Below are 25,955 nucleotides of genomic sequence, written 5' to 3' on the forward strand. Positions count from 1 at the left end.
TTATCTGCGCCGAGTGCTCCGGGAGTGCTTCCCGCCCGGAGGCCCACCGAAGGTTCAAAACGGTCGGATAACACTCTGGCAAGGTGGGGTTCTCTGGGGTGTCTACGCGCGTTACGCTGCGGCGGAACCAGCGCCTGGTGTAGGCGCTTGCACAAAGGAGTCTCGTTCCATGCACCGGGTGTCCCGTATCGCGGTTGCGGGCGTTGTGGCCGCGGCCCTCGCCGTCACCGCATCCGCCTGCGGCAGCAGTTCGACCAGCGCCTCCGCCGGGGGCGGAAAGAACAAGGGCATCGGCCTTGCCTACGACATCGGAGGCAAGGGCGACCAGTCCTTCAACGACGCCGCGTACGCGGGTTTCCAGCGGGCCGAGAAGGACTTCGGCGTGAGCGGCCGCGATATCGAGCCGCAGGACGGCGAGACCACGGCGGACAAGGTGCAGCGCCTGGAGCAGCTCGCGAAGTCGGGCTACAACCCGATCATCGGCGTCGGCTTCGTCTACGCGCCCGCCGTCAAGGAAGTCGCCGCCAAGTACCCGAAGATCACCTTCGGCATCATCGACGACGAGAACGTCCGGGCGAAGAACGTCGCCGACCTCGTCTTCCACGAGGAGCAGTCCTCGTACCTGGCGGGTGTGGCCGCGGCCAAGACCACCAAGAAGAACCACATCGGGTTCATCGGCGGTGTGGACATCCCGCTCATCCACAAGTTCGAGGCGGGCTTCGTCCAGGGGGCCCAGTCGGTCAACCCGAAGATCAAGATTGACAAGCAGTACCTGACGCAGACGGCCGAAGAAGGCGGCTTCGCCAGCCCCGACAAGGGCAAGGACGCGACGAACGGTCAGATCGAGGCGGGTGCCGACGTCATCTACCACGCGGCCGGCCTGTCCGGTCAGGGCGTCATCCAGGCCGCCGCCGCGCACAAGGTGTGGGCCATCGGCGTCGACTCCGACCAGTACCGGCAGGCCGCCCTGGCGGGCTACAAGGACACCATCCTGACCTCGGCCCTCAAGAACGTTGAAGGCGCCGTCTACAACCTCGCCAAGTCCGTCATCAAGGACAACAGGCCGGAGACCGGTGTGATCCGCGGCAGCCTGGACAACGGCGGTGTCGGCCTGGCCGACTCCAACCCGGTGTTCAAGAACAACGCCGATCTGCAGGCCGCGCTGAAGAAGGCCGAGCAGGGCATCAAGGACGGCACGATCACGGTCAAGACGTCCTGACGTCCATGGGCCCGAAGTCCGGGCCGAAAGGTCGTCACGGACCATGGTCAACGCGTCGCCGTAATGGCAGCGTTACGGCCGCGGAACGGGGTGGGGGAAGGATGACCTGCTCGCACCCCGTTCGCACGGCACCACGCTCGGAGCGGACTGGAGACCTCATCGGGATCCGGTCGGGTCCGGGCACTATTCAAGGCAGGGGCGCTACGCGCGTAGATAGCCCTTTTTCCAAGGAGAGTGCGCCATCGACGCGTCCAGCAGCCCTCCGCTCACCGCACTGTCGACGATCGCGGTCGAGCTGGCGGGGATCACCAAGCGCTTCCCCGGTGTCGTCGCCAACCACGACATCGACCTCGCGGTCCGCAAGGGCACCGTGCACGCCCTCGTCGGCGAGAACGGCGCCGGCAAGTCGACGCTGATGAAGATCCTCTACGGCATGCAGAAGCCGGACGAGGGCACGATCACCGTGGACGGCGAGCAGGTGGTCTTCAACAGCCCCGCCGACGCCATCGCGCGCGGCATCGGCATGGTCCACCAGCACTTCATGCTCGCCGACAACCTCACGGTGCTGGAGAACGTCGTCCTCGGCAGCGAGAAGCTGCACGGCATCGGCGGCGGTGCGCGCAGGAGGATCAAGGAGATCTCCGACCGGTACGGGCTGGGCGTACGCCCCGACGTCCTGGTCGAGGACCTCGGTGTCGCCGACCGCCAGCGCGTGGAGATCCTCAAGGTCCTCTACCGCGGCGCCAGGACCCTGATCCTGGACGAGCCGACCGCCGTGCTCGTCCCGCAGGAGGTCGACGCGCTCTTCCGCAACCTGCGCGAGCTGAAGGCCGAGGGCCTGTCCGTCATCTTCATCTCGCACAAGCTGGGCGAGGTCCTGTCGGTCGCCGACGACATCACCGTCATACGCCGCGGTACGACGGTCGGCACCGCCGTACCCTCCGAGACGACCCCGCGCCAGCTCGCCGAGCTGATGGTCGGCAGCGAGCTGCCCACACCGGAGACCGCCGAGTCCACCGTCACCGACAAGCCCGTCATCCGGGTCGAGGGACTCACCGTCCACGCGGGCGGCGGCGCCGTCCCCGACCGGCTCACCGAACCCGCGGGCGCCGCCGCCTCCACGGGCCCCGGTCTGCCCGCGGGTGACACGGCCGGGGCGGACGGCACGCGGCGCGTCCTCGACGACATCACCTTCACCATCCACGCGGGCGAGGTCCTGGGCATCGCCGGCGTGGAGGGCAACGGCCAGAGCGAACTCATCGCCGCGCTGATCGGGCTCAAGCGGGCCGACTCCGGCTCCATCACCTTCCTCGGCCAGGACGTCACCCGCTGGAGCACCCGCAGGCTCCGTGAACTGGGCATCGGCTACATCCCCGAGGACCGTCAGCGCCAGGGGCTGCTCCTGGAGTCCCCGCTGTGGGAGAACCGCATCCTCGGCCATGTCACCGAGCGCCCCAACGCCAAGGGCTTCTGGCTCGACCCCAAGGGCGCCCAGGAGGACACCCGGCGCATCGTCGAGGAGTTCGACGTGCGCACACCCGGCATCGACGTCACCGCCGCCTCCCTCTCCGGCGGCAACCAGCAGAAGCTGATCGTCGGCCGTGAGATGAGCCACGACCCGAAGTTCCTGATCGCCGCCCACCCCACGCGCGGTGTGGACGTCGGCGCGCAGGCGCAGATCTGGGACCGGATCCGCGAGGCCCGCCGGGCCGGCCTGGCCGTGCTGCTGATCTCCGCCGACCTGGACGAGCTGATCGGCCTCTCGGACACCCTGCGGGTGATCTACAACGGCAGGCTGGTCGCCGACGCCGACCCGGCCACCATCACCGCGCAGGAGCTGGGCTCGGCCATGACGGGTGCCGTGTCGGGCCACCTGGAACACGTGGAGGAATCCACCGACAACGCAACGGACGCCGCCGCGGAGGACGAGGCCCGATGAAGAAGTTCGACAAGGAGCGGGTACTGCTCGCGGTGGCCGGTCCGGTCATCGCGCTGGTCTCCGCGATCCTGCTCACCTCGGTCGTGCTGATCGCCTCCGGCAAGAACCCGTTCGAGCCGTACCGGCTGATGATCGAGCAGGTGACCTACTCCGACATCCAGGTCCTGATCGTCAACCAGGCGTCGCTGTACTACATCGCCGCGCTCGCGGTCGCCCTCGGCTTCCGCATGAACCTGTTCAACATCGGCGTCGACGGCCAGTACCGCCTGGCGGCCGTGACGACCGCCATCGTCGGCGCGCACGTGGCCCTGCCGTCCTTCCTGCAGATCCCGATGCTGCTGCTCGTCGGCGTCCTCACCGGCGCCTTCTGGTCCGGCATCGCGGGCGTCCTGAAGGTCACCCGGGGCGTCAGCGAGGTGGTCGCCACGATCATGCTCAACGCGATCGCCACCAGCCTTATCGGCTACCTCACCCTCACCGACAACTTCGGTGTGCTGGTCGGCGACAACAACACGACCGGCGTGATGAAGAAGTCCGGGTGGGTGCCCGGCATCGACCTGGGCCCGGACGTCGGCGAGATCTACGGCCTGGTCTTCCTCGCCGCCGCCCTGGGCGTCGCCTACTGGCTCGTCCTCAACCGCACCCGCTTCGGCTTCGACCTGCGGGCCACCGGCGCCTCCGAGACCGCCGCCGCGGCCTCCGGCGTCGACGCCAGGAAGATGGTCCTCACGGCGATGCTGATCTCCGGCGGCGTCGCCGGCCTCTCCGGACTGCCGCTGCTGCTCGGCGACGCCCACACCTACGCCCTCACCTTCCCGGCCGGCCTCGGCTTCACCGCCATCGGCATCGCCCTGCTCGGCCGCAACAACCCGGGCGGCATCGCCCTCGCCGCGCTGCTGTGGGCCTTCCTGGAGAAGACCTCCCCGGCCCTCGACTACGCCACCCCGGTGGCGTACGAGAAGGAGATCGCCACGATCATGCAGGGCCTCATCGTCTTCGCGGTCGTCATCTCGTACGAGGCCGTACGCCAATGGGGTCTGCGCCGCCACCAGAAGCGCGTCGGCGCGGAACTCGCGGCCGAAACCGTCGGCACCATCAACTCGCACCAGAAGGAGGTGGCTGCCTGATGACCACCGCGACCGTCGCGAAGCCGAAGGCGCAGCAGCCCGTCAAGGGCGGCCGCCACCTCTCGCTCCCCGTGCTCCTGCTCGTCATCGCGGGCGTCCTCGTGCTCACCTCGGTGGTCCGCATGATCAGCGGGGCCAACGGCATCACCTCGACCGGCCAGATGTCCACCGCCCTGCGGCTGGCCGTGCCGATCGGCCTCGCGGGCCTCGGCGGCCTGTGGTCCGAGCGCTCCGGCGTCGTCAACATCGGTCTTGAGGGCATGATGATCCTCGGCACCTGGTTCGGCGCCTGGGCGGGCTACCAGTGGGGCCCCTGGACCGGTGTCGTCTTCGGCATCATCGGCGGCGCGCTGGGCGCCTTCCTGCACGCCGTCGCCACCATCACCTTCAACGTGAACCACATCGTCTCCGGTGTGGCCCTCAACATCCTGGCCCTCGGCGCCACCCGCTATCTGTCGAAGTTCACCTTCGACGACGTGCCGCAGGGCTCCTCCAAGCAGTCCCCGCCGATCGAGTCGCTGGGCAGTTTCGACATCCCCGGCCTGTCCAGCGCGATGGACACGCTCAACCAGAAGCACTGGTTCCTGGTCTCGGACCTCGCCGGCCTGATCGGCGGCCTGGTCACCGACCTGTCACCGCTCACCGTCGTCGCGGTCGCCCTCGTCCCGGTCTCCTGGTGGGTGCTGTGGCGCACCGCCTTCGGCCTGCGGCTGCGCTCCTGCGGCGAGAACCCGGTGGCGGCGGAGTCGCTGGGCGTCAACGTCTACAAGTACAAGTACCTCGCCGTGATCATCTCCGGTGGTTTCGCCGGTCTGGGCGGGGCCTTCCTGTCGATCGTGGCGTCCAACGTGTACCTGGACGGCCAGACGGCCGGCCGCGGCTACATCGGTCTGGCCGCGATGATCTTCGGCAACTGGATGCCGGGCGGACTCGCCCTCGGCGCGGGCCTGTTCGGCTACACCGACAGCCTGAACCTGCGCGGCGGCACCACCAACGTCCACGCCCTGATCCTGCTGCTCGCGATCCTGCTGGTGGTCGGCGCCGTGTACCTCGTGTGGCGCAGGAAGTACGTCCCCGCCGTGATCACGGCCGTGGTCTCGGCCCTGATGTTCCTCTGGTACGTCGACACCAACGAGGTCCCGAAGCAGCTCGTGTCCGCCACCCCGTACCTCGTCACGCTGCTGGTGCTCTCGCTGTCCGCGCAGCATCTGCGGATGCCGAAGGCGGACGGCCTGCCGTACCGGAAGGGACAGGGCAAGTGACCGGGCCCGCGACGGTCGACTGGGCGGCCCTGCGGGAGGAGGCGCGCGCTGCGATGTCCCGCGCCTACGCCCCCTACTCGGGCTACCCGGTCGGCGTCGCGGCCCTGGTCGACGACGGGCGCACCGTCACCGGCTGCAACGTCGAGAACGCCTCGTACGGCATCAGCCTGTGCGCCGAGTGCGGGCTGGTCTCCCAGTTGCAGAACACCGGGGGCGGCCGGCTGACGCACTTCACGTGCGTGGACGGCAACGGGGACATCCTCGTCCCGTGCGGTCGCTGCCGTCAGCTGCTGTACGAGTTCGGCGGCCCCGACCTGCTGCTGGAGACACCGGCCGGGATCGTGCCGCTCTCCGCGATGCTGCCGCAGCCCTTCGGTCCGGACCACCTCACCACGTGACTCCCGTGCGGCCCCGCCGAGTCGTCCGCCACGGCTCAGGGGGGCCGCGCACCCTTGCACCTCCGGAAGGAAGCCATGGCCATGGACGCCGTCTCCGTCATCCGCACCAAGCGGGACCGCGGTGAGCTGAGCGACGAGCAGATCGACTGGGTCATCGACGCGTACACGCGCGGCGAGGTCGCCGACGAGCAGATGTCCGCGCTCGCGATGGCCATCCTGCTCAACGGCATGAACCGCCGCGAGATCGCCCGCTGGACCGCGGCGATGATCGCCTCCGGCGAGCGCATGGACTTCTCGTCCCTGTCCCGCCCGACCGCCGACAAGCACTCCACGGGCGGCGTCGGCGACAAGATCACGCTGCCGCTGGCACCGCTGGTCGCCGCCTGCGGCGCCGCGGTGCCGCAGCTCTCGGGCCGCGGCCTCGGCCACACCGGCGGCACCCTGGACAAGCTGGAGTCGATCCCGGGCTGGCGCGCCCTGCTGTCGAACGAGGAGATGCTGCACGTCCTCGACACGACGGGCGCGGTGATCTGCGCGGCGGGCGACGGCCTGGCGCCTGCGGACAGGAAGCTGTACGCGCTGCGCGACGTCACCGGGACGGTCGAGGCGATCCCGCTGATCGCCTCCTCGATCATGTCGAAGAAGATCGCGGAGGGGACCGGCTCCCTGGTCCTCGACGTGAAGGTGGGCAGCGGCGCCTTCATGAAGACCCTTCAGGACGCCCGCGAACTGGCGCGGACGATGGTGGGTCTGGGCACGGACCACGGAGTGCGGACGGTCGCGCTGCTGACGGACATGTCGACTCCGCTCGGCCTGACGGCGGGCAACGCGCTGGAGGTGCGCGAGTCCGTGGAGGTCCTGGCGGGCGGCGGCCCGACGGACGTCGTGGACCTGACCCTGGCGCTGGCGCGGGAGATGCTGGACGCGGCCGGACTGAAGGACGCGGACCCGGCGAAGGCCCTGGCCGACGGCTCCGCGATGGACGTCTGGCGCCGCATGATCCGCGCCCAGGACGGCGACCCGGACGCGCCGCTGCCCACCTCCCGCGAGCAGCACGTGATCACGGCGCCGTCGTCGGGCGTGCTGACCCGCCTGGACGCGTACGCCATCGGCGTCGCCGCCTGGCGCCTCGGCGCCGGCCGCGCCCGCAAGGAGGACCCGGTGCAGGCGGCGGCGGGCATCGAGATGCACGCCAAGCCCGGCGACCCGGTGACGGCGGGCCGGCCCCTGCTCACCCTGCACACGGACACCCCGGAGCGCTTCGCCTACGCGCTGGAGGCGATCGAGGGCGCGTACGACATCGCGGCCCCGGGCACGGCCGTCACGCCGTCGCCGGTGGTGCTGGAACGTATCGCCTGACCTGGGGATTCCCAACAAGCCCGCCGCCTACGCGACCGCGGGCATCCCCCTGTACCTCCTCGTCGACCGCTGGGCCTCCGGCGGTCCCACGGCGACGCTGTACGGCGAGCCCAAGGGCGATGTCTACCAGGTCCTGGCCGAGGCCGAGTCCGGCGAGGCCATCAAGCTGCCCCACCCTTCGACCTCTCCCTCGACACCAGCGAATTCCCAGTCGGGTAGGGACTCACGCGAGCCGCAGCCGATGAGTTGGGTGGCCCCGCCCGGTCCCCCCTCCATGGACGCGACGACACCCGCCGTGCTGGCCCTGCCCCCCTCCGTCGGCCGTGACGAGGTGGCGGCGCTGTGCGCGGACGTGCGAGCGCTGCTGGTGTCGACCGGCGCCGGGGTCGTGGTGTGCGATGCCTCGGCGCTGGGTCCGCCGGGACTCGCGGCCGTGGACGCGCTGGCCCGGCTGCAGCTGGCCGCCCGGCGGGCGGGAGGGCGCATCCGGCTGCGCGGCCCGGCGCCCGCGCTGCGGGCGTTACTCGATCTCGTCGGCCTCCCTTTCGAGGTGGAGGGGGAGCCCGAACAGCGGGAACCAGCGCTCGGTGTCGAGGAAGCAGTGGAGCCCGGTGAGCCGGCCGTCTGATATCTCCAGGACCTGGATCGCCCAGGCCGTGAAGCCTCCCGTGTCGGGGTCCGGCTTGTACTGGGCGAACCCCGGCAGGCCGTTGGCCGCGACCGGCACCAGCCGCGAGCCCGCGCAGGCGGAGCCGAGCGTGGTCATGAAACCGGTGATGTCCGGCGTGCCGCGCAGCCACAGGTCGAACGGCGGCATCGTCATCACCGCGTCCTCGTGCAGCAGGGCCGTCAGCGCCGTCATGTCGTACCCCTCGAAGGCCGCCACATAGCGCTCCAGGAGTCTGCGCTGCTCCTCGTCGAGAGGGGCCGAGACGGACGCGTCGGCGCCCTCCCCGCCCTTCTCCGCGAGCGTCGCCCGGGCCCGCTGCAGCGCGCTGTTGACCGACGCGACCGAGGTGCCGAGCAGCTCCGCGACCTCGCTCGCCCGCCAGGCGAGCACCTCGCGCAGGATGAGCACCGCGCGCTGCCTGGGCGGCAGTTGCTGCAGGGCCGCCATGAACGCGAGCCGCACCGATTCCTTCGCCACCGCGGCCTCCGCAGGGTCGCTGACCGCCGGCAGCGCCCGGGCGTCCGGCATCGGCTCCAGCCAGGTCTCCTCCGGGCGCGGGGAGAGGGCGGCGCGGGCCAGCGGGGTGGAGTCGGTCAGGTCCATGGGGCGGGCGCGCTTGTTGCCCGCGCTCAGCATGTCCAGGCAGACGTTCGTCGCGATCCGGTACAGCCATGAGCGCAGGGACGAGCGGCCCTCGAACTTCTCGTAGCTCCGCCAGGCGCGGACCATCGTGTCCTGGACCGCGTCCTCGGCCTCGAAGGCGGAGCCGAGCATGCGGTAGCAGTACCCCGTCAGCTCCACCCGGTGCTTCTCCAGCCGGACGTCGAGGTCGTCCGCCGTCGCCGTGCCGTCACCCATGGTCCACCCACCCCTGTGGCCGTTCCCGTGGTGCGCGCCGTCGCGCCCCAACACCTTCGGAAGCTACCGCAGGCCACTGACAATGGCCCCCGCGTGTGCGAAGGGCCAGGTCAGAGCAGGCGTGGCACGATCGGCTCAGGCCGGAGGGAGGCGCCCGGGGCTCAGGCCGCCAGTGGCCGCCGGGCGGCCCGGGCCGCCCGCGACCCGGCCAGCGTGACCGTCACGACGCCGAGCACCGCCAGCAGGCCCATGCCCACCGTCCCTCCCCAGCCGCCCGCGTGGAAGGCCACCGCACCGACGGCGCTGCCGGTGCTGGAGCCGACGTAGTACGCCGACTGGTAGAGGGCGGCGGCCTGCGCGCGGCCCCGCTTCGCCGTGTGGCTGACCGCCGACGACGCCACCGCGTGGCCCGCGAAGAACCCCGCCGTGATCAGGACCAGGCCCAGCAGCACCGGCGGCAGCGACGGGGCCAGGGACAGCAGCAGGCCCGCGGTCGTCGTGCCGCCCGCCAGATAGAGCGCCCCGCGGCGGCCCAGGCGGCCCACCAGCCGGCCCGCGGCCGACGCCGCCGCCGTCCCCACCAGGTACACCAGGAAGACCGAGCCGACGACGCCCTGCGGCAGCCCGAAGGGCTCCTCCGTCAGGCGGTAGCCGATCACCGTGTAGACACCGCCGAACACCGTCATGAACAGCGCGCCGATCGCGTACAGCCGGCCCAGCAGCGGGTTGGAGAGGTGGTCGCGGACCGTGCGGGCCAGCACGCGCGGGCGCAGCGATCCCGCCCTGAAGTGCCGCGGCGCCGGGAGCAGCAGCCGGAAGGCGACCGCGCAGCCGACCGCGATCACACCGATGGTGCCCACGGCGACCCGCCAGCCCCACTCCTGCGCGACCCAGCCGCTGATGATCCGGCCGCTCATGCCGCCGACGCTGTTGCCGGCGACGAACAGGCCGATCGCGGTGATCAGGGCCCTGGGGCGGACCTCCTCGGCCAGATACGCGGTCGCCGACGCCGGCAGCCCGGCCAGGGCCGCCCCCTGGACGGCCCGCAGCACGACCAGCGCGCCCAGCGACGGGGCGAAGGGCACCAGCAGCCCGACGGTGACCGCGACCGCCAGCGACGCCGTCATCACGGTACGCCGTCCGAACCGCTCGGAGAGCGCGCTCATGGGCAGGACGAACAGGGCGAGGCCGCCGGTGGCGGCCGACACCGTCCAGCTCGCCGCGCCGGCCGTCGCCGCGAAGTCACGGGAGACGAGCGGCAGCAGGGCCTGCGTCGAGTAGAGGAGGGCGAAGGTCGCGACGCCCGCGAGGAAGAGGGCGAGGCTCATCCGGCGGTAGCCGGGGCCCCCGGGAGCCATCCGGGAGTCGGGAGCGGCGGCGGGGACGGTGACGGCATCGGCGCCCACGGTGGTGGACGCCCCGGTATCGGCGGAAGGCATGCTTCGACCGTACGGAGCCGCCATTCATCCGTCCAATGCACAGAAACCCCATAATCGTTCCCATGGTGCATCAGCAGAGGTCGGCCGCGGGCCTGTCGCAGTCCGGTGACACAGAAGACATCGTCACGGTGCTCGCGCCGCGCCTGGCGTACTTCGCCGGTGTCGCCCGTACCGAACACGTCACGCGTGCCGCGCAGGAGATGCAGGTCCCGCAGTCCACCCTGTCCCGCGCGCTCGTCCGGCTCGAACAGGACCTCGGCGTCGAGCTGTTCGCCCGCCGCGGCCGCACGGTCTCGCTCACCCCCGCCGGCCGTACGTTCCTCACCTCCGTGGAGCGTGCCCTCGCCGAGATCGGGCGGGCCGCCGAGGAGGTGCGCGCGGACGCCGACCCGGCCGCGGGCAAGGTCGCCTTCGGATTCCTGCACACGATGGGCGCCGAGACCGTGCCCGGCCTGCTCCACGCCTTCCGCGCCGACCACCCGCGCGTCCGCTTCAGCCTCGTCCAGAACCACGGCGAGGCGATGCTGGAGCGGTTGCGGGCCGGGGAACTCGACCTGTGCCTGACCTCGCCGGTGCCCGACGCCCCCGACCTCGTCGGCCGCCGGCTCGACGAGCAGAAGCTACGGCTCGTCGTGCCCGCCGACCACCGGCTCGCGGGCCGCAGACGCGTCCGCCTCGCCGAAGCCGCCGACGAGACCTTCGTGACCCTGGAGCCCGGCTACGGAATGCGCCGCATCACCGACGACCTGTGCCGCCAGGCCGGGTTCACGCCGCGCGTCGCCTTCGAGGGCGAGGAGGCGGAGACCCTGCGCGGGCTGGTGGCGGCCGGCCTCGGCGTGGCCCTGCTGCCGCCGCCGGCCGTACCGCGCCCCGGAGTCGTGGAACTGACGGTCACCGCTCCGCGGGCGGTGCGGGAGATCGGGGTCGCGTGGCCGGCGGGCCATGTGGACACGCCGCCGGTGGCGGCATTCAAGAGGTTCCTGCTGTCCCGGAGGGGACGGCTGCTCCCCGAATGACCGCCGCCCCGCCACGGGTTGCGGCTACCAGGGAAGGGCGCCCTCCGCGTCGAAGTAGCCCCCCGTGGGCCCGTCGGGGCCCACCCGCGCCATGCGCACGATGATCTCGGCGCCCTGTTCCACGGTCTGGATGCCGGTGTTGCCGTTCAGGTCGGTCCTGGTGAAGCCGGGCTCCACCGCGTTGATCCGCATGCCCGGGAACGCCTTCGCGTACTGCAGGGTGACCATGTTGAGCGCGGTCTTCGACGCCGGGTAGGCCACCCCCGGGTAGGCGTACGCCGGGGTGCCCGGGGTGCCGACCCGGGTCAGGGAGGCCAGGCCGCTGCTGACGTTGACCACGACGGGCGCGGTGGAACGCCGCAGCAGCGGGAGGAACGCGTGGGTGACGCGGACGGCGCCGAAGACGTTCGTCTCGAAGACCTGTCGCATCTGGCCGGCGGTCACCTCCTCCGCGCCGGGCACGCCGTTGTCCGCGTCGCGGACCTCGATGCCGGCGTTGTTGACCAGTACGTCCAGGCCGCCTTCGGCTTCGACGGCCTCGGCCGCTGCCGCGACGGACGCGTCGTCGGTGACGTCGAGCCGCACGGCACGCGCGCCCAGCCGCTCGGCGGCCCGTCGGCCGCGTCCGGCGTCGCGGCTGCCGATCCAGACGGTGTGGCCCGCGGCGACGAGCCGACGGGCGGTCTCGAAGCCGAGACCCTTGTTCGCTCCGGTGATCAGTGTGGTGGTCATGCCTCCACGGTGGGGTGGGGGCGCGCGGTCAGCCAGGCGTCCCTCCTTCCTGGGACTGCCAGTACCAGGAAGACCCGAGCGTCCTGGTGCACAGTGGTGGCATGGCGGGCACGGAGTTCGGGCGCGCGGTGCGGCGCTGGCGCGACCGTATGTCCCCGGAGGCGGCCGGGCTGCCCACGGGCGGGCGACGGCGCTCGGCCGGGCTGCGCCGCGAGGAACTGGCCCTGCTGGCCGGGATCTCGGTCGATTACGTGACCCGCCTGGAACAGGGGCGGGCGGCCCACCCGTCGCAACAGGTCGTCGAGGCCCTCGGCCGGGCGCTGCGCCTGTCCCCGGCCGAGCGCGAGCATCTGTTCCGTGCAGCCGGGCTCGTTCCACCGGGGCGGGGCACCGTGCCCGCGTACATCACGCCGAGCGTGCACCGGATGCTGGACCGGCTGACCGGGACGCCCGTGGCGGTCTCCGACGCGGCCTGGACGCTGTTGCTGGCCAATCCGCTGTACACGGCGTTGATGGGAGAGTGGCACGGCAAGGACCGCAACGCGGTGTGGCGGAACTTCCTCGGCTCGGGCACCCGAGTCCGCTACACACCGCAGTCCCGGCGGGCGCTGGAGACCACGCAGGTCGGCGCGTTGCGCGCGGCCGCCGGCCGCTATCCGGCGGACCGGAGGCTGCGGCGCCTGATCGCGGAACTGCGCGCGAACAGCGAGCGGTTCGCCGAGCTGTGGGACTCCGGGGCCATGGCCCGGTACGAGGCGTCACGCAAGACCGTCGACCATCCACAGGTGGGTACCGTGACGCTGGACTGCGACGTGCTCAGCGTCGCGGGCAGCGACCTGCGCATCGTCGTCTACACGGCCGAGCCCGGCACCGAGGACGCCGAACGCCTCGCGCTCCTCGCCGTCCTGGGCACCCAGACACTCGCCGGCTAGCCGGTCCGCCGGCCGCGACCCGGCCTCCTCCTCCTCCTAACCGGAGACCCCCGTTCCCGTTGCATACCGGGAACGGCCCGTCATCCGGTGTTCACCCGGAACCGGCAGGAACGTTGGGTTCCGGGAGCACGCTCCCGGCGTGAAACGTATCGCAGGAATCGTCCTCGCGGTGCTGCTGATCGGCGGCGTGGTGGCAGCCGTCGTAGCGGGCCGTGGAGAGCGGGACACGGGCACGGCAACGAAGACCGTGCGAGGAGTGATCGGATCGGAGAAGGCGGAGTTCTTCGCCGATCCCGCCGTGGTGAAGGCCCTCGCCGCCAAGGGCTACACCGTCAAGACCGAGACATCCGGCTCCTGGGCCATGGAGCAACTCTCCCTCAAGGGCTACGACTTCGCCTTCCCCTCCAGCCAGGCCCCCGCCGACGCGCTCGCCGGCACGTACCACGTTCGGCAGCCCCTGCCGCGGCCCTTCTACTCGCCCCTGGTCGTTGTGGCGCACCGCAGCGCCGCCCAGGTGCTCGCCGCGAACGGGCTGGCCACCCTGGACCGCGGTCGCGGCACCCTCCGCATGGCCGCCTACCTCGACGCGGCCCGCCACGACCGCACCTGGCAGCAGCTCAAGGGGGCGAGCGCCCACACCGAGCTGACCGGCACCCTCTACATCGCCACCACCGATCCGGAGACCTCCAACTCCGGTGCCCTCTACCTGGCCGCCGCCAGCTATGTGGCGGGAGGCGGCCGCGTCGCGGCCGACGACGCCGGCATCGACCGCACCGCGCCCCTCATGCGCAAACTGATCAGCGTCCAGGGCGCCCAGCAGCCCAGCTCGGACGCGGCGTTCCGCGACTTCGTCAGCGGCGCGGGCAATCCCCTCGTCCTCGTCTACGAGTCCCAGGTGGCCGCCCTCCTCCACGACGGCCGGGGCGTGGACGACCTCACCGTCCTCTACCCGGACACCACGGCCACCAGCGACCACACCGTGGTACCCCTCACCCGGGCGGGCCGCGATCTCGGCGAACTCCTCGCCTCCGACCCGGCGTTGCGCAGGCTCGCCGTCCGGCACGGATTCCGGCCGCAGGGCGACACCGCCGAGTTCACGAAGGCCACCGCCGCCTACACCTCGTACCTCAACCAGAAGCTGACCGGCGTCCGGCAGGCGCCCGTGCCCACCTCCGCGGTGCTGCACGAGATGGCGCGCCGGGCCCGGAACCAGGGGGGAAACTGACATGACCGGTACCGACAACGACGCCGGCGACGGCACCTTCACCCTCACCCCACCCGAGCCCGTCGCACCCGTGCCGCGGGAGAAGGCCGGCGGGCTCGTGCCGCTCGACGACTCCGCGCGCGCCGACATGACCCGGAAGGCCGCTGCCTACGTCGAGGGGCTCGCCGCCCTCGACGCCCGCTCCCCCGAGTTCGCCGGCCGGATCGGGGAGATCACCGCACTCGGCGCGAGCGACATGCGCACCGCCGCCGCCCAGTCCAACCGGATGCTGGAGCGCACCCTGCGCAGCCTTCCCGGCAAGGGCGAGGACGCCGGGGCCAGGGTCGGCGGCTCGCTCGTCGAACTGCGGCGGGTGGTGGAGGACCTGGACCCGCGCGACCTTCCGGCGGCCAGGGGACGCAGGTTCCTCTCCAGGCTCCCCGGCGGCAACAAGCTGCGCGACCACGTCGCCAAGTACGCCTCCGCGCAGGGGACCCTGAACAGGATCGTGGGATCCCTGCGCGGCGGCCAGGACGAACTGCGCCGCGACAACGCCGCCCTGCAGACCGAACGCGTCCGCCTGTGGGAGACCATGGGCACGCTGCAGGAGCACGTCGTGCTCACCGAGGCCCTGGACGCGGCCGTGGAGCAGCACATCGCCGGCGTCGAGACCACCGACCCCGCGCAGGCCGACACCCTCCGCGCCGACGTGCTCTTCCCCGTGCGCCAGAAGCACCAGGACCTGCTGACCCAACTGGCGGTGTGCGCACAGGGCTACCTCGCCATGGACGTGGTCCGGCGCAACAACGACGAGCTGATCAAGGGCGTCGACCGCGCGGCCACCACCACCGTCTCCGCCCTGCGGATCTCCGTGATGCTGGCCTCGGCCCTCGACAACCAGCGCAAGGTCGTGGACCAGGTGAACGCCCTGCGCGGTACCACCGAGGACCTGATCCGCGGCAACGCCGAGATGCTCGCCACACAGAGCGGCGAGATCCAGCGCATCGCCGCCGACCCCGCGGTCGGCGCGGAGACGCTCCGCGCGGCCTTCCAGCAGATCTACCGCACCCTCGACGCCATCGACACGTACAAGGCCCAGGCGACCGAGACGATGGCGGCCACGGTGGAGTCGCTGACGACGGAACTGCGGCAGGCGAGCGCCCACCTGGAGCGGAGCCGGTCGCAGGCGGCGCTGGAGGGAGGGATCGCATGAGACGCGGACGACGCGACACCGCGCACGCCGCCCTCGCCGCGGCCGCCGCCCTCGCCGTCCTGCTGACGGCCTGCACGGGGCAGCAGCGGGAGAAGCAGGCGGACGACGGCGGGCCCCGGCCCGGCACCCTCCGCATCCTGGCCTCCAGCGAACTCAGTGACATGGGCCCGGTCCTGGACCGGGTCCGCGCGTCCACCGGAATCACGGTCCGCCCCACCTACATGGGCACCCTCGACGCCGTGGACCTGCTCGCCAAGGGCACGGTGGACGGCGCGTACGACGCCCTGTGGCTGTCCTCCGACGACTACCTCCGGCTGCGCCCCGAGGCCGCGAGGAAGGTCGTCTCCGAGACACCGGTCATGTCCAGCCCCGTCGCCATGGGCGTCAGGCCGAAGACGGTGAGCGCACTGCACTGGAAGCCCGACCAGGTGACGTGGTCGCAGATCGGGCAGGCAGTGCGGGAGGGCAGGCTGACGTACGGCATGACCGACCCGGCCCGCTCCAACTCGGGCTTCTCCACGCTGATCTCCGTCACCTCCGGCCTGTCCGGCGCCCAGTCCGCCCTCACCGACGCGGACGTCGCCCGCGCCACCCCGCGGCTGAAGGAGTTCTTCAAGGGGCAGAGGCTGACGTCGGGTTCGTCCGGCTGGCTGGCCTCCGCCTACGCCCGCCGCGGCAACGTCGACGCCCTGCTCAACTACGAGTCCGTCCTCACGGGCATCCCCGGCCTGACCGTGATCCGCCCCCGCGACGGCGTGGTCACCGCCGACTACCCGCTGTCCTCCCTGGCGTCGACGAGCCCCGGCACCCGCGACGAGGTCCGCCGTCTCGCCGACGCCCTGCGCACCCCGGCCGTGCAGCGGCTGATCACCGACCGCACGCACCGCCGTCCGGTGGTCGCGTCCGTACCGCCGGGCGCGGGACTGGACACCGGCCTACGGCGCGAACTCCCCTTCCCGGGCACCCGGTCGGTCGCCGACCGGCTCCTCGACGCGTACGAGAACACCCTGCGCCGGCCCTCCCGCACGGTCTACGTCCTCGACACCTCCGGCTCGATGGAGGGCGACCGCCTCGCCCGGCTGAAGAAGGCGCTGACGGACCTCACCGGCCGCTTCCGCGACCGTGAGGAGGTCACGCTGATGCCGTTCGGGTCGGACGTGAAGAGCGTACGGACCCATGTCGTCGACCCCTCGGATCCGCAGCGGGGGCTGGACGCCATCCGCGCGGACACCCGGGCGCTGGAGGCCGACGGCGAGACGGCCGTCTACACCTCCCTGGAGAAGGCGTACGAGCACCTGGGTACCGACCGCGACACCTTCACGTCGATCGTGCTGATGACGGACGGCGAGAACACCACCGGCGCCAAGGCCGGCGACTTCGACGCCTTCCACCGCCGGCTGAGCGGCCACCGGCGCGACATCCCGGTGTTCCCCGTCCTCTTCGGCGACTCCGACCGGGCGGAGCTGGAGCACATCGCCGAACTGACCGGCGGCCGCCTCTTCGACGCCCGGAAGGGCTCGCTCGACGGAGCCTTCGAGGAGATCCGTGGCTACCAGTAGGCTCCTGCGCTACGTCGAGTCCCGGAAGAACCTCGCCGGGAGCGCCTGCGGACTCGCCGGTCTCGCACTCACCTTCACGGGCCTCGCGGGCGTGTACTGGCCCGTCGTGGTCGCCGGCCTCTACGGTGCCGGGGCGCTGATCGCACCGCCGGAGCGTCCGGCGCCCCCGGAGTTCCCCGGCCCCTCCGCGCAACTGGACGCGCTGCGCGCCGACTTCGAGGCACTGCGCGGCTATCTGGCGGACGTCGAACTGCCGCCCGCCGCCTCCGGCAGGCTCACCGAACTGACCGGGCTGCTGGGCGCGTTGCTGGATCCGGGCTGGGTCGCCGAGGCCCTCGCACGGCATCCCGAAGGCGTGCACGCACTCTCGCGGGCTGTCCGGCAGGACATCCCGGAGGCCGTCGACACATTCGTACGGACCCGCTGGTGGAGCCGGCTGACGCCGGGGCAGGAACCGCCGGTGCGCCATCTCGAACGGCAGCTGGAACTCCTCCACGAGGAGGCGGGCCGGCTGGCCTCGGACCTGCGGGACACCGAGGCACGCCGCCAGGAGACCCACACGAGGTACCTGGAGGACCGCTCGAAGTGAGCCGCCCGGCTCGGATCGTGCGGCGGCCGGGCGAAGCGGAGCGCGGCCGCCCGTTCACCTGTCCGGCCTCAGGCCGGCCGTGACGCCGGTGCCGCCCGCAAACGCACCGGCCGCATGCTCCAGCCGACGGCAGAAGGAGGTCGTTCTCGCCGCTCCCGAGGGGGCGATCCGGGTCAGGCTCTGTGTGGCAATGCGGAGTTCGGCGATCTGCCCGGGGGCCGGGCTGCCGGCCAGGAACTCCGTCAGGCACTGCTCGGCCTTGTCCCAGTGGGGCGTCACGCAGTGGGCGAGGAAGAGGTTCCCGTCGGCCACCGACTCGTCGGCGTACGCCGTGAGCGCCTCCGCCTCACGGGCAGCGCTCTCCAACTGCCGCACCAGGGTGGACTTGCCGACCCCCGCCTGGCCGTGGATGTGGAAGACGAACTGCGGCGTCTCCTCCGGCGATCGCCTCAGGGCGTCCCGGAAGGCGGTCAGTTCGCCCTGACGCCCCACGAACCCGCCCTGCCGCCACCGCCGGATCAGTTCCTGCCGCGAAGGGCCCCCACCCGCCACGTGCTCGCACCTCCGTCAACGGACCGGCACACCGTCACGGCCATGCTCTCGCAGACGGATGACGCCTGTCACCGCCGGAGTTCCCCGTCATCTCCGCAGGGACCGCCCGAACCCCGCCGCCAGCGGCATCCGCAGCCCCAGCGGCGGCGGTGCCGCCAGGGCGTCCTGGAGGGGGCGGGAGAAGGACCGGCCGAGCAGCGTGCCCATCACGAAGTCCTCGGCCAGCGCGAGCACTTCGGAGCGGTACTGGTGCAACCCGTGGCCGTCGGCGTGCACTTCGAAGCGGCAGACATCGCGGTTGGCCTTCTTCGCCCGCTGCGCAAGCCGGAACGACAGCTCCGGGTCCGTCCGTTCGTCGTGCGTGCCGTGCACGATCAGCACCCGCCGGCCGGTGAGCTGCTTCACCGGTTCGGGTGCCGCCGCCATGTCCTCCTCGGGCAGCCAGGGGGCCAGCGCGAGCACGGCGGCGACGGCGGTGTGCCCGCCCGCGTGCAGCGCCGCCCGGCCGCCCATGCCCACGCCGACGAGGCAGACCGGTACGTCTCCGTAGCGTCGTACGACCTCGTCGGCGGCCCACGTGGCGTCCTGTGCCAGATGCGCCTCGCTGCCGTTCCAGCCCCGGTAGCGGTAGTGCACCACGTGGGTGACCAGACCCTCACCGCGGCCCGCGCGCGCCAGCCGGCGGCCGAGCCCGCGGACGGAGGCGGCCGCCAGCAGGGGGGACGGTCTGCGGGCGGAGGTCTCGTCGCCGCCGGGGAGCAGCAGCACCGCGCCGCTCACCGCCATCGGTTCCGGGCCGAGCGGCCTCCCCAGCCGGGCCCTGCGAACCGGCGTAGCTTGGTGTGCCATGAAAGAACAGTGTCAGACACGGCGGTGGACGAAACCCGCCCCGTGGGTCACCGTTGGATATCGACGTCTCGCGGCCTCCCCGACTCTACGCGCGTAGGGGCTATGGTGCGGAAATGAAGAACCAGCACCAGATCACCCCGAGCTGGGATCAGATCCGCCGCGCGCCCAAGGTCCTGCTGCACGACCACCTGGACGGGGGCCTGCGCCCGGGCACGATCGTGGAACTCGCCCACGAGACCGCCCCCCACCGCCTCGACGGCGCGGGAGGCACCCCCGTCCCGCCCCTCCCCGAGACCGACCCGGACAAGCTCGGAGTCTGGTTCCGCGAGGCCGCCGACTCCGGTTCGCTGGAGCGGTACCTGGAGACCTTCTCCCACACCGTCGGCGTGATGCAGACCCGCGAGGCGCTCGTGCGCGTGGCCGCCGAGTGCGCCGAGGACCTCGCCGAGGACGGGGTGGTCTACGCCGAGGTGCGATACGCCCCCGAGCAGCACCTCGCGGGCGGGCTCAGCCTCGAAGAGGTGGTCGAGGCCGTCAACGAGGGCTTCCGCGAGGGCGAGCTGCGCGCCCGCCGAGGCGGCCGCCGCATCCGTGTCGGCGCGCTGCTCACCGCCATGCGGCACGCGGCCCGCGCCCTGGAGATCGCGGAACTGGCCAACAGGTACCGGGACCTGGGCGTGGTGGGCTTCGACATCGCCGGCGCCGAGGCCGGCTACCCGCCCACCCGGCACCTGGACGCCTTCGAGTACCTCAAGCGCGAGAACAACCACTTCACCATCCACGCCGGCGAGGCGTTCGGGCTGCCGTCCATCTGGCAGGCCCTGCAGTGGTGCGGCGCCGACCGGCTCGGGCACGGGGTGCGCATCATCGACGACATCCAGGTCCTCGACGACGGCACGGTCAAGCTCGGGCGTCTCGCGTCCTACGTGCGCGACAAGCGCATCCCCCTGGAGCTGTGCCCCAGCTCCAATCTGCAGACCGGGGCGGCGGACTCGTACGCCGACCACCCGATCGGGCTGCTGCGCCGGCTGCACTTCCGTGCCACGGTGAACACGGACAACCGCCTGATGTCGGGGACGAGCATGAGCCGGGAATTCGACCACCTGGTCGATGCTTTCGGTTACACGCTCGATGATCTCCAATGGTTCTCCGTCAATGCTATGAAGTCAGCATTCATTCCTTTCGATGAACGGCTGGCGATGATCAACGACGTCGTCAAGCCCGGCTATGCGGAATTGAAGTCCGAATGGCTGTTCCAGCAGACCGCCTCCACCAGGGGTTCCCTGGCGTCCGACGGTTGACGGGACCGTTTTCCGGGCGGCCGGTGAGCGGGAAACCGGCCGTATCCCGATGTTTGCGGAGCCCGCTTCCGCGCGTTTACGGTTTTGGACCGCTCACATCCCCGTCATCGGATCCAAGGACGCATTCACCATGAAGCAGTCTGCCGCCAAAACCCTCGGTGTCGCCGCCCTGGGTGCCGCCTTCGCCGCCGCGGGCGCGGGCGTCGCGAGTGCCGCCCCGGCCACGCCGGACACCGTCGGCCTGGACACCGTCACCCAGGCGCTGCCGGTCGGCAACGTCGCCAGGACCCTGCCGGGCGCGGGCGAGGCGCTCGGCCAGGGGCAGAACGCGCTCGGCGCGACCGTGGCCGCGGCCCGGCCCGTCGCCCGGCAGGCCGTCGCCGACGGTCCGGCCGCCCCCGTCGCCGGGCTCCTCGGCGGGCTGCCGGTCCACGGACTGCCCACGCACGGCGCGCCGGTCAACGGACTCCCGCTGGGCTGAGGCCCCGGACACGCCGATGGGCGCCCCGGCCCGGGGCGCCCATCGACGTGTCGGTGCGTGCCGGCGCCGCGGCGCCGGCCGTCACCAGGCGGTGCGGCCCGCCGTCTTGTCCTCGGAGGGCAGCAGGATCCACAGCGCTATGTAGAGCAGGAACTGTGGGCCCGGGAGCAGGCACGACAGCAGGAAGATGACGCGCATCGTGGTCGCGGAGGTGCCGAAGCGCCGTGCCAGCGCTGCGCACACTCCGCCGATCATCCGTCCGTGGGTGGGCCGGGCAAGGGCGGTCATGGTGGCTCCTTCGCGAACCGTGGTGGGGGCCGGCTCCCGGCGGCTGCCGGTAGTCCGGCCGGTCTCGATGCCGGTGCCCGGTGCCGCCGCTGTTCCGGCGCCCCGACGTTCCGGCGTGTTCCACGCTACGCGGACGAAGCGGACGAAGCGTCGCTCTACGGGGCTATCCCGACCCTGGGAATCGTCGGGGTCCGCCCCTGAGCCGGCTCCTCCCGGGGGAGGGCGGCCCGGTGCCGGGACTCCGCCCGGCGGCGGAGCCGGACCCGGGCCGCGGGAACCACGAGGAGATGGGCCAGTGCCACCCCCGCCGTGTTGAGCAGGATCGCGTCGATGTCCGCCACCTGGCCGGGCACACCGGTCTGCAGCAGTTCGATGCCCAGAGAGATCAGGGCGCCCGCGGCGACGGTACGGGCCAGCGAGGCGAGCGGCGAGACGACCAGCCGGCCGCCCGCCATGGGCAGCAGCACCCCGAGCGGCGCGAGCAGCGCCAGCCCGTTCCCGATGCGGCGGGCGCCCTCGGGCCAGCCCAGCGCGAGATCGGCTCTGATGCCGGCGAGCGGACGCAGGTTGGCGGGACTCACCCAGGGCACGTCCAGCGGGCGCAGCGTGATCCAGGCGACGAGTGCCAGGTGTGCGACGAGGAGGACACCCCCTGCCACACGGACGCGGTTCACGGCGCTGCCGCCGTTTGAGCCTTGACGCTGCACGCCCCCCAAGACGCGGGTCCCGGTGGGATCGGTTCCGCCATACGCCCGGGAGTATGAGGGGCGCGGCGGCGCGCGGGGCGCGTGTGCCGCCGCGGACGCCGCTCCCGCGCCGGTTCAGGCCCCCAGCACGTCGCTGGACGGCGGCGTCTCCGTGCCCGGGCGGGAGCGCACCGCGGTCGTGCACTGGTAGCGGCGCACCGGTCGCCCGTCCGGGCCGCCGAGCACGACGCTCCCGTCGTCGTCGGCGGTCGCCTCCGAGTCCGCGAAGGTGCAGACGATCTGCGCCAGGGTGTACGGGGTGAGGTCCTGAGGGCGGGCGCCGAGCCGGAAGGTGCTTTCAGGGTCACCGTCGCGCGGGCCGGTCACCTTCAGACCGCCGGCCACGGCCGTGCTGTAACCCGCCTGCTTCTCGGCGGCCGAGGGTTTCGCGGCGAGCTCGTTCAGCAGCCCCTGCGCCACCAGCACCCGGCGCTCGGCCTCGGCGGTGCCGTCCGGGATGCGCACGGAACGGTCCACCGGCACCAGCTGCGAGGCGCACAGGAGGAAGACCTGGACGGGGATGCCGGGGCCCGCCTGCGTGGACAGGTCGGCGCCGGACAGGGTGCACGGCACCCGGGACGGGGCAGGGCCGAAGTCCGTCGGCACCTGGGTGGGACGGATGCCGCAGCCGGCCAGCAGCGCGGCCAGCAGCGGAAGGGCGAGCCAGGGACGTCCGCCTCGTATGCTCATCGGGCGTTCTCCTCGGCGCCGTTCCGGTCCGTGTTCCCGTCCCCGCTCGGCTTCCCGTCGCTGCCCGTCTTCCCGGTCCTGCTCGTCTTCCCGTCCCCGCTCGGCTTCCCGCTCCCGGTGGCGTTCCCGCCCATGCCCCCGTTCCCGTTGCTGCTCCCGTTCCGCGTCTCGTCCTCGATCAGCGGCGAGGCGTCACGAGGCAGCCGCAGCGTGAACACCGCGCCCCCCTCTGGCGCGTTGGCGGCCGTGATCGCGCCGCCGTGGATGTGGGCGTTCTCCATCGCGATGGACAGGCCGAGGCCGCTGCCCTCGGAGCGCGGGCGCGAGGCGCTCGCCTTGTAGAAGCGGTCGAAGACGTGCGGCAGTACGTCCTCGGGGATGCCGGGACCGTGGTCGCGCACCTTGATCACCAGCTCCTCGCCCTCCTCGCGCACGGACACCCGTACCGGCGAACCGCCGTGCTTGAGCGCGTTGCCGATCAGATTGGCGAGGATCACATCGAGGCGGCGCGGGTCCAGATGGGCCATGATGCCGCGCTCGGCGTCCAGCTCGACGGCGTCCAGCCAGGCGCGGGCGTCGATGCACGCGGTGATCTGGTCGGCGATGTCGACGTCGTCCAGGACCAGCCGGGCCGTGCCCGCGTCGAAGCGGGTGACCTCCATCAGGTTCTCGACCAGGTCGTTCAGCCGCCGGGTCTCACTGACCACGAGCCGGACGGCGGGTTCGATCATCGGGTCGATGCCGCCCGTCTCCGCGTCCAGCTCCTCCTCCAGCACCTCCGTGACGGCCGTGATCGCCGTGAGGGGTGTACGCAGCTCGTGGGACATGTCGGCGACGAAGCGGCGGGACGCCTCATCGCGGGCGCTCATGTCCGCGACCGTCTTCTCCAGGGACTCGGCGGCGCGGTTGAACGTCCTGGACAGCTCGGCCAGTTCGTCCGTGCCGGACACCCGCAGCCGGGTGTCCAGCTTGCCCTCGCCCAGGCGCCGGGCCGCGATGCCGAGGCGGTGCACCGGCTTGAGCACGGTCGTTGCGGCGGCCTGCGCGAGCAGTGCCGAGCCGATCAGCGCCAGTCCGGTGGCGATGCCGAGCGACCACGCCAGCGAGTTGAGGTCCTTCGCCTCCGGCTCCAGCGACTTGAGCATGTAGCCCGTCGGTCCGCCGCCGATCACCCTCGCCCCGCCCACCAGGTACGGCTTGTCGCCGTCGACGATCCGCTGCCAGTACAGGTGGTAGGGGTACTTGTTGGCCGACGACACCGGCTGCTGCCTGTTCACCGCCCGCTGCAGGGACTTCGGCACGTCCTCCAGTGTGAAGGTGTCCAGGTCGGAGTTGCCGACGACGGTCCGGCCGTGTTCGTCCTGCGCGACCAGGAGCACGCTGAAGCGCTGGCTGCTGCTCGCCATCTGCCCGGCGGTGTACTGCAGTTCGTCCTGAGTGGGATGCATCGGCAGGGAACTGGCCCGGTTCTGCATCTCCTGCTGGAAGTCGCGCAGCACCGCGTCCTGGGTGCGGGTGAGCACGGCCTCGCGGTTGAGCCAGTACGCGATGCCGGACGCCGACACGGCGGCGGTCAGGGCGACGAGCCCGAACACCACGACCAGGCGCAGACGCAGACTTGTGAAGCGGAGACGTGACAGTACGGTTCTGCGTGCCGCGGCCCAGCCGCGGAGTCCCCCTGGAGAATCGGTCACTGAGGAGCGTCCAGTCGGTATCCGACCCCACGGACCGTGCGGATCAGCGTGGGGGACGAGGGCACGTCCTCGACCTTGGCACGCAGCCGCTGGACGCACGCGTCGACGAGCCGCGAGTCGCCGAGGTAGTCGTGCTCCCACACCAGCCGCAGCAACTGCTGCCGGGACAGCGCCTGTCCGGGCCGCCGGCTCAGCTCCAGCAGCAACCGCAGCTCGGTCGGGGTGAGCTGCAGATCCTCGCCGTTCTTGGTGACCGTCATCGCCGCCCGGTCGATGACGAGGCTGCCGTACGTCGCCGAGTCGCTGGCCTCACGCTCGCCGCGCCGCAGCACGGCCCGGATCCGGGCGTCGAGCACCCGCCCCTGCACGGGCTTGACCACGTAGTCGTCGGCGCCGGACTCCAGCCCCACCACGACGTCGATGTCGTCGCTGCGCGCCGTGAGCAGGATGATCGGCAACTGGTCGGTGCGCCGGATGCGCCGGCACACCTCGAACCCGTCGATGCCGGGCAGCATCACGTCCAGCACGATCAGATCCGGCCGTTGCTCGCGCAGCAGCTTGAGACCGTCCTCGCCGGTGGCAGCGGTGGCCACACGGTGTCCCTGGCGCGTCAGTGAGAGCTCCAGGGCCGTTCGGATGGCGTCGTCGTCCTCGATCAGCAACAGGGAAGGCACGGGGGCCATTCTGGCCCATGCCAGGGTCGTCTTTCGACTGTTGGAGCGCTCCCTCACATCTCGCCCACGCCGAGGCCCCCGTCCGCGTGCCTGCGTAGCCGTACGACTCTGCTCCGTCACCGGCCCGTCGTGCCGGCGTGCGGGACCCCTGTGACAGGTCTGTGACAGTCGGCGGACACGGTCATGAAGTCGCCCCGGCAAGCTTTTCCGCACAAGCAGGGCCGAGCGGAGCGGAGCCGCACCGAACACGGCACGACCGCACGGCACGGCACGACCGCACGACGACCGGGACTCCACGACGGGGGGCGCGAGATGAACACGCTGCACAGCACCAGCACGAGCGCAGTTGTCACGCGTCTGCACGACGTCACCCGGACCACCGAGAAGTCCGGTGCCGTGAGCGGGCGGGGGTGCGCTCGCGGCACCGGGCGTCAGCACACCGTGTACATGACGGTGGTTGACGCGCACACGGGGGGCGGCACGGCGGGGGAAGCTCACGGGGGAGCCGCGTACGGGGAGGGATCGGGGGAGCGCCGTTCCGCGGCGGAGGCGGAGTTCACCGCCTACGTCGAGGAGCGCCGCGCCTCCCTGTACGCAACCGCCTATCACCTGACCGGCGACCGGTTCGAGGCCGAGGACCTGCTGCAGAGCGCGCTGTTCTCGACCTACCGGGCCTGGGACCGGATCAGCGACAAGGCCGCCGTGGGGGGATACCTGCGGCGGACGATGACCAACCTGCACATCAGCGCGTGGCGCCGCCGCAAGCTGAACGAGTACCCGACCGAGGAACTGCCGGAGACCGCCGGCGACACGGACGCGATGCGCGGCACCGAACTGCGCGCCGTCCTGTGGCAGGCGCTCGCCAGGCTGCCCGAACTCCAGCGCACCATGCTGGTCCTGCGCTACTACGAGGGCCGTACGGACCCGGAGATCGCGGAGATCCTCGGCATCAGTGTCGGCACGGTGAAGTCCAGCATCTGGCGGTCCCTCCGCCGGCTGCGCGAGGACGAGGTCCTCAGCTTCGGCCGTGACGAGGAGGAGTCCTTCGGGGAGCTGGTCGCCTGAGGGATCGGGGGGACACGGGGGACACGGGGGACAACGGGGTCGGGGGACCACGGGGGACTCGGGGGACAACGGGGGAGCACAAGAGAGCGGGACTGGAAG

At 71.9% G+C, this 25,955-nt stretch carries 26 protein-coding genes and 1 pseudogene; 17 read left to right on the forward strand and 10 right to left on the reverse strand.

Translation table 11 applies throughout. The annotated features are described in order from the left end of the window. Positions 1-169: 169 nt before the first annotated feature. From ACZ79I_RS24680 to ACZ79I_RS24715, 8 genes and pseudogenes are all read left to right on the forward strand, one after another. Positions 170-1,219, forward strand: coding sequence for a BMP family lipoprotein (locus ACZ79I_RS24680; RefSeq protein WP_471499642.1), 1,050 nt, complete (start codon positions 170-172; stop codon positions 1,217-1,219). A 274-nt stretch (positions 1,220-1,493) separates the two neighbouring features. Further along, positions 1,494-3,158, forward strand: a complete 1,665-nt coding sequence (locus tag ACZ79I_RS24685; protein ID WP_471505198.1) for an ABC transporter ATP-binding protein — start codon at positions 1,494-1,496, stop codon at positions 3,156-3,158. Continuing rightward, positions 3,155-4,285, forward strand: a complete 1,131-nt coding sequence (locus ACZ79I_RS24690) for an ABC transporter permease (RefSeq protein WP_471499643.1) — start codon at positions 3,155-3,157, stop codon at positions 4,283-4,285. The genes ACZ79I_RS24685 and ACZ79I_RS24690 overlap by 4 nt, the downstream gene beginning before the upstream one ends. Further along, positions 4,285-5,547, forward strand: coding sequence for an ABC transporter permease (locus ACZ79I_RS24695; RefSeq protein WP_471499644.1), 1,263 nt, complete (start codon positions 4,285-4,287; stop codon positions 5,545-5,547). The genes ACZ79I_RS24690 and ACZ79I_RS24695 overlap by 1 nt, the downstream gene beginning before the upstream one ends. Further along, complete coding sequence (locus tag ACZ79I_RS24700; RefSeq protein ID WP_471499645.1) at positions 5,544-5,945, forward strand: cytidine deaminase; 402 nt, start codon at positions 5,544-5,546, stop codon at positions 5,943-5,945. Before ACZ79I_RS24695 ends, ACZ79I_RS24700 begins: the two co-directional genes overlap by 4 nt. Before the next feature lie 75 nt (positions 5,946-6,020). Beyond that, on the forward strand, positions 6,021-7,304 hold the full coding sequence (locus tag ACZ79I_RS24705) for a thymidine phosphorylase (RefSeq protein WP_471499646.1): 1,284 nt from the start codon (positions 6,021-6,023) through the stop codon (positions 7,302-7,304). Positions 7,305-7,317: 13 nt separating this feature from the next. Next, positions 7,318-7,523 (forward strand): annotated as a pseudogene (locus ACZ79I_RS24710) (Uma2 family endonuclease); the annotation flags it as partial. Between the two features lie 55 nt (positions 7,524-7,578). Next, positions 7,579-7,932 carry an STAS domain-containing protein gene (locus ACZ79I_RS24715; protein WP_471499647.1) on the forward strand — a complete coding sequence of 118 codons (354 nt, stop codon included), beginning with the start codon at positions 7,579-7,581 and terminating at the stop codon, positions 7,930-7,932. Here the strand turns inward: ACZ79I_RS24715 and ACZ79I_RS24720 are convergent. Continuing rightward, positions 7,825-8,832 (reverse strand): sigma-70 family RNA polymerase sigma factor, encoded by a 1,008-nt coding sequence (locus ACZ79I_RS24720; RefSeq protein WP_471499648.1) that lies wholly within the window; start codon positions 8,830-8,832, stop codon positions 7,825-7,827. The genes ACZ79I_RS24715 and ACZ79I_RS24720 overlap by 108 nt on opposite strands. A gap of 161 nt (positions 8,833-8,993) precedes the next feature. Then, positions 8,994-10,271 (reverse strand): MFS transporter, encoded by a 1,278-nt coding sequence (locus tag ACZ79I_RS24725; RefSeq protein ID WP_471499649.1) that lies wholly within the window; start codon positions 10,269-10,271, stop codon positions 8,994-8,996. Between the two features lie 62 nt (positions 10,272-10,333). On the opposite strand from ACZ79I_RS24725, the gene ACZ79I_RS24730 reads away from it, so the two are divergent. After that, on the forward strand, positions 10,334-11,287 hold the full coding sequence (locus ACZ79I_RS24730) for a LysR family transcriptional regulator (RefSeq protein WP_471499650.1): 954 nt from the start codon (positions 10,334-10,336) through the stop codon (positions 11,285-11,287). Between the two features lie 24 nt (positions 11,288-11,311). Here ACZ79I_RS24730 and ACZ79I_RS24735 read toward each other — a convergent pair whose 3' ends face one another. Next, positions 11,312-12,019, reverse strand: coding sequence for an SDR family NAD(P)-dependent oxidoreductase (locus tag ACZ79I_RS24735; RefSeq protein WP_471499651.1), 708 nt, complete (start codon positions 12,017-12,019; stop codon positions 11,312-11,314). A 101-nt stretch (positions 12,020-12,120) separates the two neighbouring features. On the opposite strand from ACZ79I_RS24735, the gene ACZ79I_RS24740 reads away from it, so the two are divergent. The 5 genes from ACZ79I_RS24740 (at position 12,121) to ACZ79I_RS24760 (ending at position 17,516) form a co-directional block, all read left to right on the forward strand. Beyond that, positions 12,121-12,951, forward strand: coding sequence for a helix-turn-helix transcriptional regulator (locus ACZ79I_RS24740; RefSeq protein ID WP_471499652.1), 831 nt, complete (start codon positions 12,121-12,123; stop codon positions 12,949-12,951). A 139-nt stretch (positions 12,952-13,090) separates the two neighbouring features. Beyond that, complete coding sequence (locus tag ACZ79I_RS24745) at positions 13,091-14,176, forward strand: substrate-binding domain-containing protein (protein ID WP_471499653.1); 1,086 nt, start codon at positions 13,091-13,093, stop codon at positions 14,174-14,176. Between the two features lies 1 nt (position 14,177). Next, entirely contained in the window at positions 14,178-15,368 is a 1,191-nt protein-coding gene (locus ACZ79I_RS24750) for a toxic anion resistance protein (RefSeq protein WP_471499654.1), read from the forward strand. After that, on the forward strand, positions 15,365-16,927 hold the full coding sequence (locus ACZ79I_RS24755; RefSeq protein ID WP_471499655.1) for a substrate-binding and vWA domain-containing protein: 1,563 nt from the start codon (positions 15,365-15,367) through the stop codon (positions 16,925-16,927). Before ACZ79I_RS24750 ends, ACZ79I_RS24755 begins: the two co-directional genes overlap by 4 nt. After that, positions 16,914-17,516 (forward strand): hypothetical protein, encoded by a 603-nt coding sequence (locus tag ACZ79I_RS24760; protein ID WP_471499656.1) that lies wholly within the window; start codon positions 16,914-16,916, stop codon positions 17,514-17,516. Before ACZ79I_RS24755 ends, ACZ79I_RS24760 begins: the two co-directional genes overlap by 14 nt. Before the next feature lie 54 nt (positions 17,517-17,570). Here ACZ79I_RS24760 and ACZ79I_RS24765 read toward each other — a convergent pair whose 3' ends face one another. Next, on the reverse strand, positions 17,571-18,068 hold the full coding sequence (locus ACZ79I_RS24765) for an ATP-binding protein (RefSeq protein ID WP_471499657.1): 498 nt from the start codon (positions 18,066-18,068) through the stop codon (positions 17,571-17,573). A gap of 87 nt (positions 18,069-18,155) precedes the next feature. Further along, positions 18,156-18,917, reverse strand: a complete 762-nt coding sequence (locus ACZ79I_RS24770; RefSeq protein WP_471499658.1) for an alpha/beta hydrolase family protein — start codon at positions 18,915-18,917, stop codon at positions 18,156-18,158. Positions 18,918-19,030: 113 nt separating this feature from the next. On the opposite strand from ACZ79I_RS24770, the gene ACZ79I_RS24775 reads away from it, so the two are divergent. Both ACZ79I_RS24775 and ACZ79I_RS24780 read left to right on the forward strand, forming a co-directional pair. Next, positions 19,031-20,218, forward strand: coding sequence for an adenosine deaminase (locus ACZ79I_RS24775; protein WP_471499659.1), 1,188 nt, complete (start codon positions 19,031-19,033; stop codon positions 20,216-20,218). Positions 20,219-20,348: 130 nt separating this feature from the next. Further along, positions 20,349-20,699 (forward strand): ATP-binding protein, encoded by a 351-nt coding sequence (locus ACZ79I_RS24780; protein WP_471499660.1) that lies wholly within the window; start codon positions 20,349-20,351, stop codon positions 20,697-20,699. 81 nt (positions 20,700-20,780) lie between these two features. Here ACZ79I_RS24780 and ACZ79I_RS24785 read toward each other — a convergent pair whose 3' ends face one another. The 5 genes from ACZ79I_RS24785 to afsQ1 form a co-directional block, all read right to left on the reverse strand. Beyond that, the gene (locus ACZ79I_RS24785) at positions 20,781-20,987 is read right to left on the reverse strand and encodes a PspC domain-containing protein (RefSeq protein ID WP_471499661.1); all 207 of its coding nucleotides are present in this window, start codon (positions 20,985-20,987) and stop codon (positions 20,781-20,783) included. A gap of 155 nt (positions 20,988-21,142) precedes the next feature. Then, positions 21,143-21,694: a VanZ family protein gene (locus tag ACZ79I_RS24790; protein ID WP_471499662.1), complete on the reverse strand. Its 552-nt coding sequence runs from the start codon at positions 21,692-21,694 to the stop codon at positions 21,143-21,145. A 114-nt stretch (positions 21,695-21,808) separates the two neighbouring features. Continuing rightward, positions 21,809-22,423 carry a hypothetical protein gene (locus ACZ79I_RS24795; protein WP_471499663.1) on the reverse strand — a complete coding sequence of 205 codons (615 nt, stop codon included), beginning with the start codon at positions 22,421-22,423 and terminating at the stop codon, positions 21,809-21,811. Beyond that, entirely contained in the window at positions 22,420-24,117 is a 1,698-nt protein-coding gene (locus ACZ79I_RS24800) for an ATP-binding protein (RefSeq protein WP_471499664.1), read from the reverse strand. Before ACZ79I_RS24800 ends, ACZ79I_RS24795 begins: the two co-directional genes overlap by 4 nt. After that, the gene (afsQ1, locus tag ACZ79I_RS24805; RefSeq protein ID WP_381089046.1) at positions 24,114-24,791 is read right to left on the reverse strand and encodes a two-component system response regulator AfsQ1; all 678 of its coding nucleotides are present in this window, start codon (positions 24,789-24,791) and stop codon (positions 24,114-24,116) included. Before afsQ1 ends, ACZ79I_RS24800 begins: the two co-directional genes overlap by 4 nt. A 312-nt stretch (positions 24,792-25,103) precedes the next feature. Between afsQ1 and ACZ79I_RS24810 the strand changes: the two genes are divergently transcribed. Continuing rightward, complete coding sequence (locus ACZ79I_RS24810) at positions 25,104-25,856, forward strand: SigE family RNA polymerase sigma factor (RefSeq protein WP_471499665.1); 753 nt, start codon at positions 25,104-25,106, stop codon at positions 25,854-25,856. The last annotated feature ends 99 nt before the right edge of the window (positions 25,857-25,955 follow it).

This window comes from Streptomyces sp. PSU-S4-23 (assembly GCF_055632315.1).